Genomic DNA, 16,246 nt, shown 5'->3' on the forward strand with positions numbered 1-16,246 from the left:
GGCACCGGAAGCCCCGGCGACCGAGAGTGCGCCAGCCGATAGCAGTGAAACGCCCGCTGAGGCTGCCCCCAAGGCAGAATAAGCCGCTCAGAATCATCTGATCTGCCGAGAGCCCGCCATCGTGCGGGCTCTTTTTTGCCCGGCATCCCGCCCTACAAGCTGCCATATATACCGTTATGGCACACAGTTTTATCCACGATTGGCAGAGAACGCAGTTAATGTCTCCACCAGCAGGGCTGAAAGCAACCGTTATGTGCGCTGCATCTCCTTTCTGACATATTAATCAAGGAGAAATATGTCTATACTCGCTTGGGTACAATCCAAGGGATATTGGTATGCAGGAATGGGACCCGGAACACTTCACCAACTTTGCTCAGTTATGCGAAGTGAGCCTCGCCACCATCCGTGAAAAGACCGATGCCGAACGCCTCTACCTCTGGCTGAAAGCCCCCGAACCGCAGCTCTACAGTTTTCAGCTCGATCAGGGGCTGACCACGCTTGATCTCGCCCATCTCGGTCAACTGACCCTGCCCCACCACCTGATCGACAAGGCGATGGAGAAGGGACAACTGGTGATCGAGCAACTCCAAGCACCGCCGGATCCCGGCGAAAATGTGGAGCCCGCCCAGCCGCAGTTACGCGCCTGTTTCCCTCTCAAGCGTCACATGAAGCTGGAAGGGGTCATCTATCTGGAGACCCGCCGCCGCATCGATCGCCTCTCCTCCCACCAGCGTCAGGGCATCCAGCTCCTTATCCACTATCTGACTGCCGAGCTCAGCAATCACCTGCTCTCCAGCCAGGTCAATCAGGAGCGGGACCAGCGGCTACATACCCAGACCGATCTGGTTCAGAGTCAGGCACTGCAAGGCTCCTTCCTCACCATGTTGCAGGCGCTGCACATGGTAAGCGTTACCCTCTCCCGCAGTCGCAGCGAGAACGATCTGCTGCGGGATGCCGTGCTGCTGGCCCGCAAGGAGCTGCAGTTCGATCGGGTCGCCATCTTCCTGATCGAACCCGATGGCAAGACCATGCGCGGCACCTGGGGCACCAGCGAAGAGGGCGAGCTGATGGATGAACACAACTTCATCAGCCCCATTCCGGATCACCCCACGGTGCAAGAGGCGCTCAGGCGCAAGGATTACGTGCTGGTGATGGAAGATACCCCCCTCTACTACGAGAAGCAGCAGGTGGGCCGTGGCTGGAACGCCATGGTATCGCTATGGGATGGCACCACTCCCATCGGCTGGATCGCCGCCGACAACCTGCTCTGGCACCGGCCGCTCAAGGCCTATCAGAGCGAGATCTTCAAACAGTACGCCGCCATCCTGTCACAACTGCTGATCCGCCAACGTACTCAGGAGCAGCTGGAAACCCTCAACCGCCAGCTGGAGGCCCGGGTCGCCGAGCGCACCATGCAGCTGGCCAAGACCAACCGTGCGCTGGAGGAGGCCAATCACCGCCTCTCCCTGTTGTCGCTGGAAGATCCCCTCACCGGCATCGCCAACCGGCGCCAGTGGGACATCACCATGCAGCGGGAGTGGGAGTGGGCACGACGCACCCAGAACCTGCTGGCGGTATTGATGATCGATGTGGACGAGTTCAAGGCCTACAACGACCACTTCGGCCATGCCAAGGGGGATCTCTGCCTGCAACAGGTGGCCCATGTGCTGCGGGATGCTGAACGGCGCTGCACCAATCTGGTAGCCCGTTATGGCGGGGAGGAGTTCGTCATTCTGCTCTGCGCCCCCCAACCCGGTGAGGCCGAACAACTGGCCGAGAGGATCCATGATGGCCTAACCCGCTTGAAAATGCCCCATCCCGCCTCGCGGGTTGCTGATTTCATTACGGTTAGCATAGGCTTTAGCTATCTGGTTCCCTCCCAGGACGGAGCATGGCAGACCCTGACCGAACAGGCTGACCAGGCGCTCTACCACGCCAAGTCACAAGGGAGGGCCCGCACTCTGGCCTATCGGTGATCCCATGCTGTTGCGTCGCTACCCCATCTTCAATCGTCGCCTGGCTCTGGTGGCCTACGGCATCGACTATCAGCTCAGTTCACCGGTCGAATGGTCTTCACTGGCGCAACATTGCCGCCTGCTGGCGCAGGGGCGTCAATATCTGGTGCCCTTCACCCACGAACAGCTCGATGAACAGCGTCCCCTGCTGTTGGATCAGGACGCGATCCCGCTGGTTGAAGCCTCCAGCGAACGCCAGCCCAACTCGTTCCCGGTGCTGGAGCAGTGGCGCGACAGTCGGCGCAGACTGGCGGTGCACGGCGCCAACCGGGATCCGCGCTGGCTCGGCGCCAGCCGCTTGCTAGTGTACTGGATGGGGGAAGAGGGGATCTGTCAGCCCACCGAGCACAAGCGGATGGCGCTGAACATCGAAACCTGGGCGGATTTTCTCCCGCTGCGGGAGGCGGGGGTCGACTTCTTTGCCGGCGGCTTTCTCGCCCGTCCGGAGCTGGTTAATCAGCGGGCCAACCAGCCCGATATGGCGCTGGTGCAGCAGATCCTTCAGCTCATCTGCCACGAAGAGTTCTCCTTCGCCCAGGTAGCCCGCCTGCTGGAGCAGGATGCCTGGCTGCCCGGCCTGCTGCTCACCTACGTCAACGCCCCCGGCTTCGATCATGCCGCCCCCATCACCTCGGTACCCCGCGCCCTCTCCTATCTGGGGGAGCAGGAGATCCGCAAGTTCGTGCTGATCAACGGTCTGGCCCGGGTGAGCCAGCACATGCCGGAGGCCTGCACCCGCATGGCCATCGCCCGCGGCCGCTTCTGCGAGTTGATTGCCCTCACCGCCCTCGGTAAAGCGGAGGCCAGCTGGGCCTTTCTGGTAGGACTGGTGCTCGATGGCTCCCTGCTGTCGGAGCCGTTGATGGCCCACCTGCCCAAGAGCGTGCAGCGCGCCATCGAACTGCACGAAGGGCCACTCTTTCATCTGTTTCAGCTGGTCAGCACCTATGAACAGGGCAACTGGGCCCTGCTGGAACAGCTTGCCCCCAAATATCAACTCGATCCGGCCCAGCTCACCCCCGTCTATTTTCAGTCACAAATGTGGGGGCAAGCGTTTCTCACCAGCTAGGTGATGGCGAGGCGGGGAGCCACTGGCTAGAATGGGCTCCCTTTTTTCAGAGACTGACCCGCACCATGACCCTTTCCGGATTCCAAGGCCTGGTCTTTGACCTTGATGGCACCCTGGTCGACTCCATGCCGCTGCACCTCGCCGCCTGGGAACATACCGCCCGTGAGTTTGGCTTTCGCTTCGATGCCGACTGGTTCTATGAACTGGGTGGCATGCCGAGCGGCAAGATAGCCCTGCTGGTCGCACAGGAGCAGCAGCTCCCCCTCGATCCGCTCGAAGTCACCCGCTGCAAGACCGCCCACTATGTGGCCAACCTGCACAAGGCGACCGTCTTTCCGGCCATGCAGGCGCTGGTCGAGCGCTATCATGGTGTCATCCCGATGGGGATCGGCACCGGCTCGCCCCGCGTCAACGCCGAAGCGGTGCTGCGCAACACCGGGCTGGAACGCTACTTCTCTGTGGTGGTCACCGCAGACGATGTGGAGCTGCACAAGCCCAATCCGGACACCTTCCTGCTGGTCGCCAGCAAGCTGGGGGTCGAGCCATCAGGCTGTCTGGTGTTTGAAGATACCGGTATCGGGGTACAGGCCGGAGAAGCGGCGGGTATGCAGACCTGCATGGTCAAAGAGGGTCAACCGGTTGGCATAACCGCGTAGTGCGGAAAAAAATATCGCCCTGCAAGGGGCGATAACCGGAACCGGCTCTCATACGGGACATGAATGAAAATGAGAGCAGGTTCCGTCAGCCGCTGACGCAGGGCGCGTCAACGGGGCGTGCGGGGCAGACGATTACTCGTTGTTGCCGCCGCCCTGATTGTCGTCATAACGACCCGGCGCACCGTGGGGGCGCGGCGCCATGGAGACACGCGGCTTGCGAGCACGCTGGATGTTCACTTGCGGACGGCCGGTGTGCATGGCGATGGTGGAGATCTTGGCCTTGTAGACCAGCTGCTGGTTACCATGAGCATCTGTCAGCAGCACGCTGTACTGGTCGAACCCGCTGATGGTGCCTTCCAGCTTGATGCCGCTCACCAGAAAAATAGCGACCTGACTGCGGTTCTTGCGCAACCAGTTGAGGGCAGAATCTTGCCCGTTCCCGAGGGAGAAGGCTTGCTCAATCGTGGAGTAGCTGGGGGATTCAGTTGTCATAAATTATTGTCCCGCGGAAAAAAAGTGGCGTTTGATTGTGCTAAATGGGCACTGGCTTGTCAAAGTCATTCTCACTCCCGCCAGCAATAGCGGCCTCCGGGGGCTGGTCGCTGACCAGCACAACTGCGATAATCGCCAGCTCTGGCTCTACCACGGGCCTTATCTGGGGTTTTATCTTGCATCCGGTTTCACACCAACACCACACCACCTATGTCCATGATGCCACTGCCTGCGAAGAGTGTGACCTGCTGATACCAGCCACACCGCTCGAGGTGGGACAGGCCAGCTGCTGCCCCCGTTGCGGACACACCCTGAGTCGCCACCTGCCACAGCAGGAGTTGCTGCCGATCTCCTACGGGTTCGCAGCACTCATCATGTTCGTGCTCGCCAATGCCTTTACCTTTATGTCCTTCTCGGCCAAAGGGGTGGGCCAGGAGATGACCTTTTTGCAGAGCATCACCACCCTGGTGGATGAGGGCTATCTGTTTCTCGGCGCGGTACTGAGCCTGACCCTGATCGGCCTGCCGCTGGTCTATATGGGCTCCATCATGCTGGTGCTGTGGCGGATCGATAAAGATCTGCACAGCAATGCCCTGCGCTCCCTCGGCCGTCTGCTCTGCCGGATCAAACCCTGGCTGATGGTGGATGTCTTTCTGGTGGGCGTGCTCATCTCGCTGGTCAAGCTGATGGGGATGGCCGACATCAAGATGGGGCTGTCATTCTGGGCTTTCGTCGGTTACACCGTGCTGCTCATCAAGATGATCTCCTCGCTGGATCAGATGTGGCTGTGGCAGCGGCTGTTCGGCCCGACCGAGGCGCGGGAGATCGACCCGGAAGCGGGCGCGCTGGAATCAGGTCTGGTGGGCTGTCATATCTGTGGCGCCCTGAGCGAGGTGGGTAGCCACAGCTGCTCCCGCTGCGGCGGCAAGCTGCATGCCCGCAAGCCGGGCGGCCTGAACCGCACCTGGGCGCTGCTGTTTACCTCCGCAATTCTCTACATTCCGGCCAACGTCTATCCCATCATGGATACAGTGTTCCTCGGTGATGACAGCCCCTCCACCATCCTCGGCGGTGTGGTGCTGCTGTGGGCCATGGGCTCCTACCCCATAGCTGCGGTGATCTTTTTCGCCAGCGTGGTGGTGCCGCTGGTGAAAATACTGGCGCTATTCTGGCTTTGCTATATGGTGCAGCGCGGCAATGTCACCTCCCCCCTCGGCAAGCTCAAACTCTATCGCATGACCGAATTTGTCGGACGCTGGTCGATGATCGACGTCTTCGTGGTGGCCATTCTGGCGGGCCTGATCCGGCTCGACAATCTGATGACCATCTACCCCGGCCCTGCGGCCGTCGCATTTGCTGGTGTGGTGCTGATCACCATGGTCGCCGCCATGAGTTTCGACTCCCGCCTGATCTGGGATTTACAACAAGGAGAACGCGAACGTGAGTGAGCGTAAAAAAAGGTGGAAACCGGGCTCTGACTTTCTGAGCTCTGCCGCCGCAATCTGGATGGTGCCCCTGCTGGCGCTGTTCATCGGTCTCTGGATGCTGTTCCAGCACTGGTACTCCCAGGGCCCCAGTTTCACCCTGACAGTCGCCACTGCCGAGGGCATAGTCGCTGGCAAGACGGTGATCCGCTCCCGCGAAGTGGACGTCGGCCGCATCGAGGCCGTCGAGCTGAGCGATGACTACAGCCATGCGGTGCTGAAAGGACGGCTGACCAATGCCGCCTCCGGCATGCTGCGCGGTGACAGCCAGTTCTGGGTGGTCAAGCCCAGAGTGGGCCGTGAAGGGGTATCGGGTCTGAGCACCCTGCTCTCCGGCGCCTATATCGAGCTCGCCCCCGGCAAGAAAGGTCGGGCGCGAGATGAATACGCCATGCTCGACAAACCGCCGCTCGCCTCCCTCGATGCCAAGGGGCTGCGTCTCACCCTCAGTAGTCGCGACACTCGCGCGCTTGGAGAAGGCTCCCCCATCAACTATCAGGGCTTCACCATAGGTCAGGTGGAAGAGGCGAAGTTCCTGCCGGAAAAGAGCGAGATGCAGTATCAAATCTTCATCCACGCCCCCTATGACATTCTGGTGAGCAGCAACTCCCGCTTCTGGATGACCCCGGGCTTCGAGGTCTCCATGAGCAGCGAGGGGATGAAGGTGAAGATGGATTCGCTGGAGAGCCTGATCGATGGCGGCATTACCATGGGTCTGCCACCCGGCTGGGCGCCTGGCGAACCGGTCAAACAGATGGAAGGGTTCACCCTGTTCCAGGATGAGGCAAGCGTGCTGGCCGGTAGTCTGGATCAGTTCATCGACTACGTCTTCCTGTTCGATGACAACGTGGGTGGCCTGCACCCGGGCGCGGCGGTGCAGTATCGCGGTATCCGGGTCGGTACCGTCATCTCCGCCCCCTACCTCATCGAGGACAAGGGCGTGCAGATCTTCAAGAGCCGCCAGATCCCGGTGCTGGCCCGCATCGAGGTACAGCGCCTCTCCCACCGCTATGCCAAGGCGGAGAAAGATCAATGGCGCGCCCTGTTCGGCAAGCAGTTCAAGGAGGGGTTGCGTGCCAGCCTCAAGACCTCGAGCCTGCTGACCGGCGGCAAGATCATCGATCTCAACTTCTATCCGGACGCGCCGCGCTTCGAGCAGGCCAAGCTGGCCGGTTATCAGGTCTTCCCCACCGTGCAGGGCGGGCTGGATCAGATCGAGCGCAAGGTGAACCTCATCCTCGACAAGTTTGTCGACATGGACATGGCGACCACCCTGACCAAGGTCAACGGGTCACTCACCACCCTGGATGGCACCCTGAAGAACATCAGTGCAGTCAGCGCCAACCTGAACAAGCTCACAGCCAAGGATTCTACCCAGCAGCTGCCCGCCTCGCTCAACGAGAGCCTCAAGCAGTTGCAGGAGACCCTGCAGGCCTATGATGCCCAGTCGCAGACCAATCAGGATCTGCGTCAGTCGGTGCAGACCCTCAATCAGTTGATGCGCGAACTGCAGCCGCTGGTGCACTCCCTCAACGAGCAGCCCAGCTCGCTGATCTTCGATCGCGCGCATCCATCGGACCCTGAGCCCAAGCGAGGCAAACAATGAAAAAAGAGCTCCTGACGCTGGCCCTGCTGGGCCTGCTGGCGGGTTGCAGCAGCCAACCAAGCCTGCACTACTACTCGCTCGATGCCGATAGTCAGCAACCCGTGACTGCCCCGGCCCAACCGCAGCACCAGTTGGTGCTGCGCCCGGTGGCGCTGGCCAGCCAGCTCGACCGGATCAGTCTGGTCTATCAGCTGGAAGGTCAAGAGCTGCACTTCACCGAGTACCATCGCTGGGCCGGTGCGCTGGACGATCAGCTCAACCAGCTAACCCTCAATGGCCTCTCCACCCGCCTGCCGGGCTGGGTGGTACGGCAGGATGGCGCCCGCAAGGGGCCGGTGCTGACCATTCTGGTGGAGCGCTTTCAGGGCCGTCATGACGGCAGCGCCGTGCTGAGCGGTCGCTGGCGCCTGCTGGCGGAAGATGGCACAGTGCTGCGCGATGCCCCCTTCCGTCAGGAGCGAGTACTGCCAGCCGATGGCTACAACGCACTGGTGAACGAACTGGGTCAGGGCTGGCAACAGCTGCTCGACCAAATCGCCGCAGAAGTGCGCCAGAGCGCCAGCTAATCGGCCATCCGCCGATTGCAGAGATAAAAAAACGACGCCAGCTGGCATAAAGCCCGTCATGCCAGTCAATCTATCGCCTGTGCAATAAAAATAAAAAATCCGAAACCAAATCAATTGGTTTCGGATTTTTTCACACTAGACAATCCCCAAAACAGCTTGTTCGAGGCGCACTTACCCGAATGGGAGCTTTTTCGATCAGGGGCTGCAGAGGATTATTCTTCCAGGCTGATCCCGATATTGGAGACGCCATCCTGAGAGGCGAATGCTCTGATGGCCAGGATACGATCGCTGTCGCGCTCATGGGCAACCCGCTTGAGCAGCTCGACCTGGAACTCCAGCTCGGCTTCCATGTACTCGTGCTCGTAGAGCTCCTCTTCGGTCAGATCCCGCTCTTCCAGCAGCTCGATAAAACCGGCCACAGTACCGACTGAGGCATGACTGGCATCGTTGGCCTCTTCGCCAACCCGGCAGATCACCGAGTTATAGGCGCAGCCCAGCGCAACACAGGCATCCAGCGCGGGATAGGCTCCGTAGGATTCAAACTTGCGGGGATCCGGAATGTGAGACTCGAACTCTTCGAGAATGGCCCCCAGATTGACCCGGGATCCCTTGACGGTGAGGTAGACCCACATCTGATCCAGCGCATGCCGGAAAGCGCCAGCATTGCCAAAACCGGAGGCCTGACAGAACAGGGCATAGTTGGGGTACATGCGCTCTGCCAGCGCCAGGGTGTAGACGGTCTGTTGCCAAGGCTGTAGCTCGGCCAGTCGCTTATAAAACTTGTCACCAAACACTGGAGTCGGATCCTTTGCAAAATGTGGGGCAGATTGTAGCCCACGAGGGGCGCGGCGAAAACGAAAAAGCGCCCTGGTCGGCTATGTTGCGATATGAAGTCAGGTAAGATGGGTCGAGAGCGGCATCTTGTTGCGCCGCAAATTCTGATAAGGAACAAGAGTATGAGCCAACGTACCCTTCTTTTGCTCAGCCAGGATAATGCTCACTACGAACGGCTGCTCAAGGCCGCCAATCTCCCCCATCTGCGCATTCTGCGAGCCGATAACCAGAGCGATGCCGAGAAGCTGATCGGCGAAGCCCATATTCTGATGGCCGAACCGGCCCGTGCCAAACCGCTGCTGCCCAAAGCCAACAAGCTGAGCTGGTTCCAGTCCACCTATGCGGGAGTCGATGTGCTGCTCGACCCTGACAGTCGCCGCGACTATCAACTCACCAATGTGCGCGGCATCTTCGGCCCGCTGATGAGCGAGTATGTCTTTGGTCATCTGCTCAGCCTGATGCGCCAAATCCCCCTTTATCGGGAACAGCAGAAACAGCGACTGTGGCAAAGCCACCCCTATCAGGGCCTCAAGGGGCGCACCATGCTGATCCTGGGGACCGGCAGCATTGGCCAGCATATCGCCCATACCGGCAAACATTTTGGCATGAAGGTGCTGGGCATCAGCCGCAGCGGTCGGGAGCGGGCCGGGTTTGATCAGGTTTATCAACTACCTGCGCTCAACAAGATGCTGGCGCAGGCCGATGTCATCGTCAGCGTGCTGCCTGCCACCCGCGATACCCGTCATCTGTTCAATGCCGCCCGCTTCGAACACTGCAAACCGGGCGCCATCCTGTTCAACGTCGGCCGTGGCAGCGCCGTACACTCGGGCGATCTGCTCACCGCACTGCGCACCGGCAAGCTGGCGATGGCGGTGCTGGATGTGTTCGAGCAGGAGCCGCTACCCGCCGACAGTCCACTGTGGGGCCAACCCAACCTCATCGTCACCCCCCACAACAGCGCCTACAGCTTCCCGGATGATGTAGCCCAGATCTTTGTGCGCAACTACATCCGCTTTATCGATGGCCAGCCACTGGATGGCAAGATCGACTTCGACAAGGGTTATTGACCCTCACGGCGCATGTAAAAAGGCCCCGCCAATCTGGCGGGGCCTTTCATTTCAGACTGTGACGACAGGAATCAACCCGCGGCCAGCTCCTTGCGGTAGCTCTTCACCTTGGCAAGGAACTGACGACGCTCCTTGCCGCTGAGCGGTTCAGCCATCGGCAGCTTGGCGGTCATGGCATTGACCGGGCGGTTGTTGATCCGCAGCTCGTAGTGCAGGTGAGCACCGGTCGAGCGACCGGTGTTGCCGGAGAGGCCGATCTTGTCGCCCATCTTCACTCGCTGACCGGTTTTGACCAGCAGCTTGCTCAGGTGCAGATAACGGGTAGAGAGAGTACGGCCATGCTTGATGACGATATAGGTGCCCGCCAGCGGGTGGCTGGTTGCCTTCTGGACGACGCCATCGCCGGTCGCCAGCACTGGCGTACCCACCGGCACTGCGAAGTCGGTGCCCTCATGAGGACGAACCATACCGGTTACCGGATGTTTGCGCGCCGGGTTGAAATTGGAGCTGATCCGATAGCGGCTGTGGGTCGGGTAGCGGCGGAATCCGCGCTCTAGACTGTTGCCCTGACCGTCGTAATAGTTGCCGTCATCGGAGAGCCAGGCCGACACCGTCTTGCCCTGGCTGGTCACTTCCACCCCCAGCAGCTGGCTGTTGCCAGTGCTTTTGCCTTCCACCGTCTCCTGGCGTACCAGCACTTTGAACTTGTCGCCCTTCTGCAGATCCTTGGCGAAATTCATTCGCCACTGGAACAGGTTGGCAATTTTCTGGATATGGTTGGCCGGAATCCCCGCATTGCGGGCACTGACATAGAAGCTGCCGTTGATCACGCCGTTGTAACGCTGCGGTTGCCACTCGACCTTCTCATTAATCATGGAGGCGGTATAGGCATCGTCGCTGCGCGCCATCACCAGCGTCTGCTTGATGTTCAGGCGGATTTTGAGTTGCTGCAGGATGTTGTCCTGATCGATCAGCAGCTCGATATTCTGGCCCGGCTTGAGGCGCGCCAGATAGTTCTTGTTGTCCGCGTCCAGCACCTTGTAGAGAGTGGTGGTGGAGAGACCGAGATTGTTAAAAATGGCGGTCAGGTTTTCGCCGTTGCGGACCCGGTAATCCTGCCACTGGGGGGTGGTGTCGACCGGGATGTCGTCATCCGGCGCACTCTGATCAACCAGTTCGTGATCGGGGATTTCGTTAAAGTCGGTGTTGTTTTCGTTGGTTGCCGTACCTGCGGTATCAATGGGCAACTCAAGACGCAGCGGCCGCTCGAGGATGTCACCCGGAGCTGGCAATAATGCCACTGCTGACAGGGTCATGGCCGTCAGCATCAGCATGGCGTAAAAGTGTTTGCGGGGAACCGGTGGTTCCCAATTGGCAGCCTGTACTACCAAGGGACGGAGACGTTTCATCCGCTATCCTGTATTTAGATCTAAAGAGTGTGAGTTGCGATGTCAGTTGTGACAAAACCGTATAAAACTGTTTGTTGGACACAAATAGTTACAAAAAGTTCATCACAATCTGCATGAACCTCACATTTTATGCATAACCCGCCCGGATGGGCAGAAATGATCGTCTTTTTTAACCATTTTTTCCTATTTTTAAGAACCGGGTCGGATTCGATACTGAATAGAAACCCAAAATGTTGCGATAACTTTTCCATGGAGTGGATATGTCGTTAGCAAAACTGTTAATCAGAATAATTGTCGTCCTGTTCCTGATCGGCGCAGCGCTGCTGTTTGCACTGGAAGTCACGACAGTCCGCCAATCCATCCTCGACCAGATGTCAGCCAACCTGGAAACCGCCATCACCGCTCTCGGGCTGGTGCTGCAAGGAACCCTGCTCAATGACGACAATGTACTGGCCGAGACCATCGTCAATGCCATGTTCGACGGCGGCTTCGTCAGCTCGGTCACCCTGATCGATCCCGATGGCCAGTTGCTGTTTCAGAAGGTCTTCCACTCTACCCAGCAAAATGTCCCCGGCTGGCTTCCCTCGGTTATCGGCATGCCCCCCGTCAAAATTGAGCAAGAGTTGACCGATGGCTGGCGCATGCTGGGCACTCTGACCCTTGAGGGACATAGCGGCTACGCCTATCAGCATCTGTGGAATGCCATCAGTCGCACCGGTCTGGCGCTGCTGGCGGGCCTCGTCGTATTTACCCTGATCATCTCCCTGGTGTGCAAACGCCTGCTGCAGCCTCTGGAGCAGATCAACCTGCAGCTGATCCGTATCCGCAAACACCAGTTCAACAGCACCCTGCCCACTCCCTGGTTGCAAGACCTCAAAGAAGTGGCTCTTTCCATCAACCAACTGGTTTCCGAACGCAAACGGGATCTGCTGCAACAACGACTCAAAATCACCCAGCTGGGAAAACAACTGCCGCTGACGCCCCCACAGCCGCTGCAAGGAGTGAGCCCGCTGCCGGAAGGCGGGCAACTGCAAAAATTTGTCTCCACACAAGGGGAGATCGCGCTCTATCAGCGTTTCTTGCCCAGTCAGCCCCTCGGTGCCGACAGCGATCTCGCAACCATCCAGAGCGCCCTGCAACAGTGGCAGCACTCTCATATAGAAGGGGTCTTGCTGCCCCTCTCCCTGCTCAATCACCCGCAATGGTCCGAGATCGCCCCTCTGCTAAGCCAGGGTCGAGGAAAAACACTGGATTGGCGCTGGGATGTAGCCACATTCCCAGCCCATGGCCAAGCCACATTGGCTGCGTTGCAGGAACAGGGGTGTGAGCTCGCCTTCAGCGCCATTCCCCTCAATGCGGATACCTTCAATCAACTTGACCCACTCAATCCCATTTTTATCAGCTGTCAGCTGACCGATGCGCCGCTCTACTGGAATCTGCTCTCCCAAACCATGCATGCCGCCGGTTATACCCTGCTGGCAGAATCGGGAGAGTGTCGCGACATCGACAAACTGCGGACCTGGGGTATCGATGGTTATGCCAAGGAGGCGCAATCATGAAGAAGCTCGCCATGCTTTTGCCCCTGCTGTGGCAACCCGGCCTGATGGCTGAAACCGTCACCATCACCACCGGGGGTGAGCAGGGGATTTATCACCAGATAACCAAAGAGTTTTGCCGTCTGGCCCATGAGGTTGATGAGCAACTTGCGTGCACATTGCAGAGCTCATCGGGTTCAATAGAAAACCTGAAGCGGCTGAAGAGTGGCGAGACCTCCTACGCCATGGTGCAATCAGACTGGCTATATCAGGCAAGCCAGGGCTTGGGCCCTTTTGCCACGCAGCCGCAACCTGAGCTGCGCGCCCTGTTTGCCACCCATGCCGAGCCCTTCACCATAGTGATCCGTGCCGATGGCGATATCACTTCACTGGAACAGCTCAAGCTCGCCCCCATCGACATGGGGTTGAAGAGCTCGGGAACCCGCCAGACGGCGCTGACCCTGTTCAACATCTTGGGAGCGAAAGAACAGGATCTCGATCTAAAGAGCATGGCCAACCTGCCGGATGCGCTCTGCAGCAAGCAGATCGACGCATTTGCACTGGTGATGGGACACCCGAACCGGATTGTGCTCGACACCGCCAAACGCTGCGCGGTCAGTTTCCTCCCCATCGATGGGGCCACCCGTGATCAGCTACTCAAAGGGGTCAAATATTACCAACGTAGTCAGGTGCCCGCCCGCATCTACCCCGGCAATCTGAAGGCGACCCCCACCTTTGCCATTGCCGCCACCCTGGTCACCAATGCAAACATGCCGGAAGAGTCTGTCTATCGTCTGACCAAGGCCATGCTGACCCAGCAGACCAAGTTCAATGAGCAGACTTATGGCTACGCCAATATGTTTCACCGGGCACGCAATAAAACCGGCCCGGTGCTGAGTATTGAACAGCATCCGGGCGCGGTGAAATATTTCGATGAGTTGAAGGCGGCGGGCAAGCTATAACTGACGACGAGGAGAGCGCAGTTGCTCGCTGGAGAAACGGGTCTTCATCGATGTCCACTGCGCCAACCGATCGGCACTCCCCGCCAGCGTCCCTTCCCGCCGTGACTTCATGATCCAGATGCTTTTGGCATCGAAGCTGTAGACGGGGATGAGATCGGTTCGCTTGCTGCCCGGCAGGATCCGGCTGTTGATGTTGTCGAGCACCATTGGGTCAGCCTTGGGTGTCGGGAAGTAGAGCGTCACCATGTGGAACTGGTTGTAACGCACCGCCTTGACGTAGGCCAGTCGCAGCTTCTTCTCATCCACCCCCAGCTCCATCAGGGTGTAGTACTTGGAGATGCTGTAATCCTCGCAATCCCCACCCCGGGCGCCGATGAACTCCAGCGGATTGGCCCAGTAATCCTCATCTCCCCACAGCTTGGGGTCTTCACTGTAGGTTAGATTGTTGAAGTAGTTGTTCACCAGCTCGATCTTCTGCTGGTCGGTTGTACCCGCTCTGGGGGTGAGCAAGCGAGAGAATGCCTCGGCCCGCTGGATGGCCCGGCCACCATACACTTCCTGCAGCTTGGCCCGCAGATCCGGACTGGCAATATATTCGGAAAGACGCGAAGCCTGCACGTTGGCGCAACATAGCGCCAACGTGCAGGCCGGGATCAACAACCATTTCATACCGGACACTCCATGTCAGATGCTGGAGGTCAGTATAGTCCCTCCGGATGAGAGGCTCAGCAGGCGATCAGCGACACTGTGCGAATGCGTCTGCCAGTTGCTGCATGAATTGGGGATAACCATCCGGGCCGAGCGGTACCTGTTCACCCACCTCATCAAGCAACAGCACCTTGGCGCCGGTATTGCGAGCCACCGATTCGATCACAGCCGGTGAGAATTGCGGCTCGGCATAAATGCAGCTCGCCTGCTTCTCTTCCAGTGCCTTGCGAATATCCACCAGGGTCTTGGCGCCCGGGCGACGCTCAGGGCTCACGGTAAAGTGACCCTTTGAACTCATGCCGTAGTGGCGCTCCCAGTAGCCATACGCCTCGTGGAATACAAAGTACCCCTTCTCATTCACTGCCTTCATCTGGCCAGCAATCACCTTGTCCTTGGCATCTACCTTGGCATCAAATGCCGCGAGGTTGGCGTCATAACGAGCCTGATTGGCCGGATCCAGCTTGCCCAATTCACTTGCAATCGCCTTGGCAATCACTTTGGCCTGCGTCGGGCCAAGCCAGATATGGGGATCGACCCCTTCGTGATGATGTCCCTCATGCCCTTCATCATGGTCACCGTGCTCGTGGGCGGCATGATCGTGATCATCATGGTCATGGGAATCGTGACTATCCTGAGTCGCGTAGTTGAACAGTGGCATCCCCTCAACCTGAGTCAGGGCCAGAGCATGGGGATGATTGGCCAGCGGCTTGGCCATAAAACCTTCCAGCTCGGGGCCAACCCATACCACCAGCCCAGCACTGTTGATGCTGCGAATATCGGACGGACGCAGGGAAAAATCGTGGGGAGAGGCACCGGTGGGCAGCAATACCTTGGGCTCGCTCACGCCGTCAGTGATCGCTGCTGCGATGAAGCCTAGCGGCTTGATGGTGGTCAGTACCTCAATGGCACGAACAGGCAAACTCACCGCCAGCAGGGCAGTGAAAAGCGCAATAATTCTCATTGGTGAATCTCGTCAGGGGGTGAGTATGTGATAATATAACAGCTGCTTTTTGTTATATTATAACTCTCACTGGCTGTAAACCCCGGAGTTGTCATGAGCCAACTGGTAGAGCTGAAAGAGGTCTCTCTCTCGTTTGATGGACGCTCTGTGCTCGACAAGGTCTCCTTTACCCTCAATAAAGGCAAAATCACCACGCTCGTCGGCCCCAACGGGGCGGGCAAGAGCACCCTGAGCAAGCTGGTGCTGGGTCTGCTCACCCCGGACTCGGGCAAGATCACCCGCAGCCGCGATCTGAGAGTCGGCTATGTGCCACAGCGCCTCTATCTGGATCCCACCCTGCCGCTGACGGTTCGCCGCTTCCTGCAACTGGGCAAAAATAGCCGCCTCTCCATCGAGGAAGCACTGGCCCGGGTGGGCGCAGAGGGATTGCTGGAAAACCGGATGCAGAAGCTCTCCGGCGGCGAGATGCAGCGCGTGCTGCTGGCTCGCGCCCTGCTGGTCAAGCCCGAGCTGCTGGTGCTGGATGAGCCGGTGCAAGGGGTTGATATCACCGGCCAGATCGAGCTCTACGCCCTGATCGGCCAGCTCGCCGCCGAATTTAATTGCGCCGTGCTGATGGTCTCCCACGACCTGCATCTGGTGATGGCCAGCACCCACGAGGTGATCTGCCTCAATCGCCACGTCTGCTGTCATGGCGAGCCGCAAAGCGTGGCGCGCCACCCCGAATTTGCCCGCCTGTTCGGGCGACCGGAGCAGGAGGTACTGGCGGTCTATACCCATCATCACCACTGCGACGGCGAACACCATCATCATGAACCGCAGGCTCCCGTCATCCGCCTGCCCTCTCGCAACAACGCTCACAGCAAATAGCGCAAGCAACAG

At 59.1% G+C, this 16,246-nt stretch carries 15 protein-coding genes; 10 read left to right on the plus strand and 5 right to left on the minus strand.

Annotated features, from left to right (window positions below; translation table 11 throughout):
* The first annotated feature begins 335 nt into the window (after positions 1 to 335).
* The 3 genes from AB5Y86_RS14990 (at position 336) to AB5Y86_RS15000 (ending at position 3,740) form a co-directional block, all read left to right on the plus strand.
* A complete protein-coding gene (locus AB5Y86_RS14990) occupies positions 336 to 1,976 on the plus strand; it encodes a diguanylate cyclase (RefSeq protein ID WP_368193225.1) in 1,641 nt (546 codons plus the stop codon).
* A 4-nt stretch (positions 1,977 to 1,980) separates the two neighbouring features.
* Positions 1,981 to 3,084 (plus strand): EAL and HDOD domain-containing protein, encoded by a 1,104-nt coding sequence (locus tag AB5Y86_RS14995; RefSeq protein ID WP_368193227.1) that lies wholly within the window; start codon positions 1,981 to 1,983, stop codon positions 3,082 to 3,084.
* A gap of 65 nt (positions 3,085 to 3,149) precedes the next feature.
* On the plus strand, positions 3,150 to 3,740 hold the full coding sequence (locus tag AB5Y86_RS15000; RefSeq protein ID WP_368193228.1) for an HAD family hydrolase: 591 nt from the start codon (positions 3,150 to 3,152) through the stop codon (positions 3,738 to 3,740).
* A 132-nt stretch (positions 3,741 to 3,872) separates the two neighbouring features.
* Here the strand turns inward: AB5Y86_RS15000 and hfq are convergent, their stop codons facing one another.
* Positions 3,873 to 4,232 (minus strand): RNA chaperone Hfq, encoded by a 360-nt coding sequence (hfq, locus tag AB5Y86_RS15005; RefSeq protein WP_005335772.1) that lies wholly within the window; start codon positions 4,230 to 4,232, stop codon positions 3,873 to 3,875.
* Positions 4,233 to 4,408: 176 nt separating this feature from the next.
* Between hfq and AB5Y86_RS15010 the strand changes: the two genes are divergently transcribed.
* Genes AB5Y86_RS15010 through AB5Y86_RS15020 form a run of 3 tightly spaced genes read left to right on the plus strand, consistent with a single transcriptional unit; the run spans position 4,409 to position 7,888 of the window.
* A complete protein-coding gene (locus AB5Y86_RS15010) occupies positions 4,409 to 5,680 on the plus strand; it encodes a paraquat-inducible protein A (protein WP_279500922.1) in 1,272 nt (423 codons plus the stop codon).
* The gene (pqiB, locus tag AB5Y86_RS15015) at positions 5,673 to 7,322 is read left to right on the plus strand and encodes an intermembrane transport protein PqiB (RefSeq protein ID WP_005335774.1); all 1,650 of its coding nucleotides are present in this window, start codon (positions 5,673 to 5,675) and stop codon (positions 7,320 to 7,322) included. Before AB5Y86_RS15010 ends, pqiB begins: the two co-directional genes overlap by 8 nt.
* Positions 7,319 to 7,888 (plus strand): membrane integrity-associated transporter subunit PqiC, encoded by a 570-nt coding sequence (locus AB5Y86_RS15020; protein WP_368193231.1) that lies wholly within the window; start codon positions 7,319 to 7,321, stop codon positions 7,886 to 7,888. The genes pqiB and AB5Y86_RS15020 overlap by 4 nt, the downstream gene beginning before the upstream one ends.
* 212 nt (positions 7,889 to 8,100) lie before the next feature.
* On the opposite strand, the gene AB5Y86_RS15025 is transcribed toward AB5Y86_RS15020, so the two are convergent.
* Positions 8,101 to 8,682, minus strand: coding sequence for a YjaG family protein (locus AB5Y86_RS15025; protein ID WP_021231718.1), 582 nt, complete (start codon positions 8,680 to 8,682; stop codon positions 8,101 to 8,103).
* A gap of 162 nt (positions 8,683 to 8,844) precedes the next feature.
* On the opposite strand from AB5Y86_RS15025, the gene AB5Y86_RS15030 reads away from it, so the two are divergent.
* The gene (locus AB5Y86_RS15030; protein ID WP_005363043.1) at positions 8,845 to 9,789 is read left to right on the plus strand and encodes a D-2-hydroxyacid dehydrogenase; all 945 of its coding nucleotides are present in this window, start codon (positions 8,845 to 8,847) and stop codon (positions 9,787 to 9,789) included.
* 71 nt (positions 9,790 to 9,860) lie between these two features.
* Here the strand turns inward: AB5Y86_RS15030 and mepM are convergent, their stop codons facing one another.
* Positions 9,861 to 11,198, minus strand: a complete 1,338-nt coding sequence (gene mepM / locus AB5Y86_RS15035; protein ID WP_042081590.1) for a murein DD-endopeptidase MepM — start codon at positions 11,196 to 11,198, stop codon at positions 9,861 to 9,863.
* A gap of 260 nt (positions 11,199 to 11,458) precedes the next feature.
* On the opposite strand from mepM, the gene AB5Y86_RS15040 reads away from it, so the two are divergent.
* Positions 11,459 to 12,757 carry a LapD/MoxY N-terminal periplasmic domain-containing protein gene (locus tag AB5Y86_RS15040; protein ID WP_279500889.1) on the plus strand — a complete coding sequence of 433 codons (1,299 nt, stop codon included), beginning with the start codon at positions 11,459 to 11,461 and terminating at the stop codon, positions 12,755 to 12,757.
* Entirely contained in the window at positions 12,754 to 13,695 is a 942-nt protein-coding gene (locus AB5Y86_RS15045; RefSeq protein ID WP_368193233.1) for a TAXI family TRAP transporter solute-binding subunit, read from the plus strand. Before AB5Y86_RS15040 ends, AB5Y86_RS15045 begins: the two co-directional genes overlap by 4 nt.
* Here AB5Y86_RS15045 and AB5Y86_RS15050 read toward each other — a convergent pair.
* Entirely contained in the window at positions 13,690 to 14,364 is a 675-nt protein-coding gene (locus tag AB5Y86_RS15050) for a transglutaminase-like cysteine peptidase (protein WP_368193235.1), read from the minus strand. The genes AB5Y86_RS15045 and AB5Y86_RS15050 overlap by 6 nt on opposite strands.
* Positions 14,365 to 14,431: 67 nt before the next feature.
* The gene (znuA, locus tag AB5Y86_RS15055) at positions 14,432 to 15,364 is read right to left on the minus strand and encodes a zinc ABC transporter substrate-binding protein ZnuA (RefSeq protein WP_368193237.1); all 933 of its coding nucleotides are present in this window, start codon (positions 15,362 to 15,364) and stop codon (positions 14,432 to 14,434) included.
* A 93-nt stretch (positions 15,365 to 15,457) separates the two neighbouring features.
* Here znuA and znuC point away from each other — a divergent pair, with 93 nt between their 5' ends.
* On the plus strand, positions 15,458 to 16,234 hold the full coding sequence (gene znuC, locus AB5Y86_RS15060) for a zinc ABC transporter ATP-binding protein ZnuC (RefSeq protein WP_108612112.1): 777 nt from the start codon (positions 15,458 to 15,460) through the stop codon (positions 16,232 to 16,234).
* The last annotated feature ends 12 nt before the right edge of the window (positions 16,235 to 16,246 follow it).

Origin of the sequence: Aeromonas sp. s8, from assembly GCF_040907785.1 — a bacterium.
GTDB classification, from domain to species: Bacteria; Pseudomonadota; Gammaproteobacteria; order Enterobacterales; family Aeromonadaceae; genus Aeromonas; species Aeromonas veronii.

Coding starts and splice junctions, on each gene's coding strand:
- AB5Y86_RS14990 (WP_368193225.1), top strand. CDS start 336: ATGCAGGAATGGGACCCGGAACACTTCACCAACTTTGCTCAGTTATGC.
- AB5Y86_RS14995 (WP_368193227.1), top strand. CDS start 1,981: ATGCTGTTGCGTCGCTACCCCATCTTCAATCGTCGCCTGGCTCTGGTG.
- AB5Y86_RS15000 (WP_368193228.1), top strand. CDS start 3,150: ATGACCCTTTCCGGATTCCAAGGCCTGGTCTTTGACCTTGATGGCACC.
- hfq (WP_005335772.1), bottom strand. CDS start 4,232: ATGACAACTGAATCCCCCAGCTACTCCACGATTGAGCAAGCCTTCTCC.
- AB5Y86_RS15020 (WP_368193231.1), top strand. CDS start 7,319: ATGAAAAAAGAGCTCCTGACGCTGGCCCTGCTGGGCCTGCTGGCGGGT.
- AB5Y86_RS15030 (WP_005363043.1), top strand. CDS start 8,845: ATGAGCCAACGTACCCTTCTTTTGCTCAGCCAGGATAATGCTCACTAC.
- mepM (WP_042081590.1), bottom strand. CDS start 11,198: ATGAAACGTCTCCGTCCCTTGGTAGTACAGGCTGCCAATTGGGAACCA.
- AB5Y86_RS15040 (WP_279500889.1), top strand. CDS start 11,459: ATGTCGTTAGCAAAACTGTTAATCAGAATAATTGTCGTCCTGTTCCTG.
- AB5Y86_RS15045 (WP_368193233.1), top strand. CDS start 12,754: ATGAAGAAGCTCGCCATGCTTTTGCCCCTGCTGTGGCAACCCGGCCTG.
- AB5Y86_RS15050 (WP_368193235.1), bottom strand. CDS start 14,364: ATGAAATGGTTGTTGATCCCGGCCTGCACGTTGGCGCTATGTTGCGCC.
- znuA (WP_368193237.1), bottom strand. CDS start 15,364: ATGAGAATTATTGCGCTTTTCACTGCCCTGCTGGCGGTGAGTTTGCCT.
- znuC (WP_108612112.1), top strand. CDS start 15,458: ATGAGCCAACTGGTAGAGCTGAAAGAGGTCTCTCTCTCGTTTGATGGA.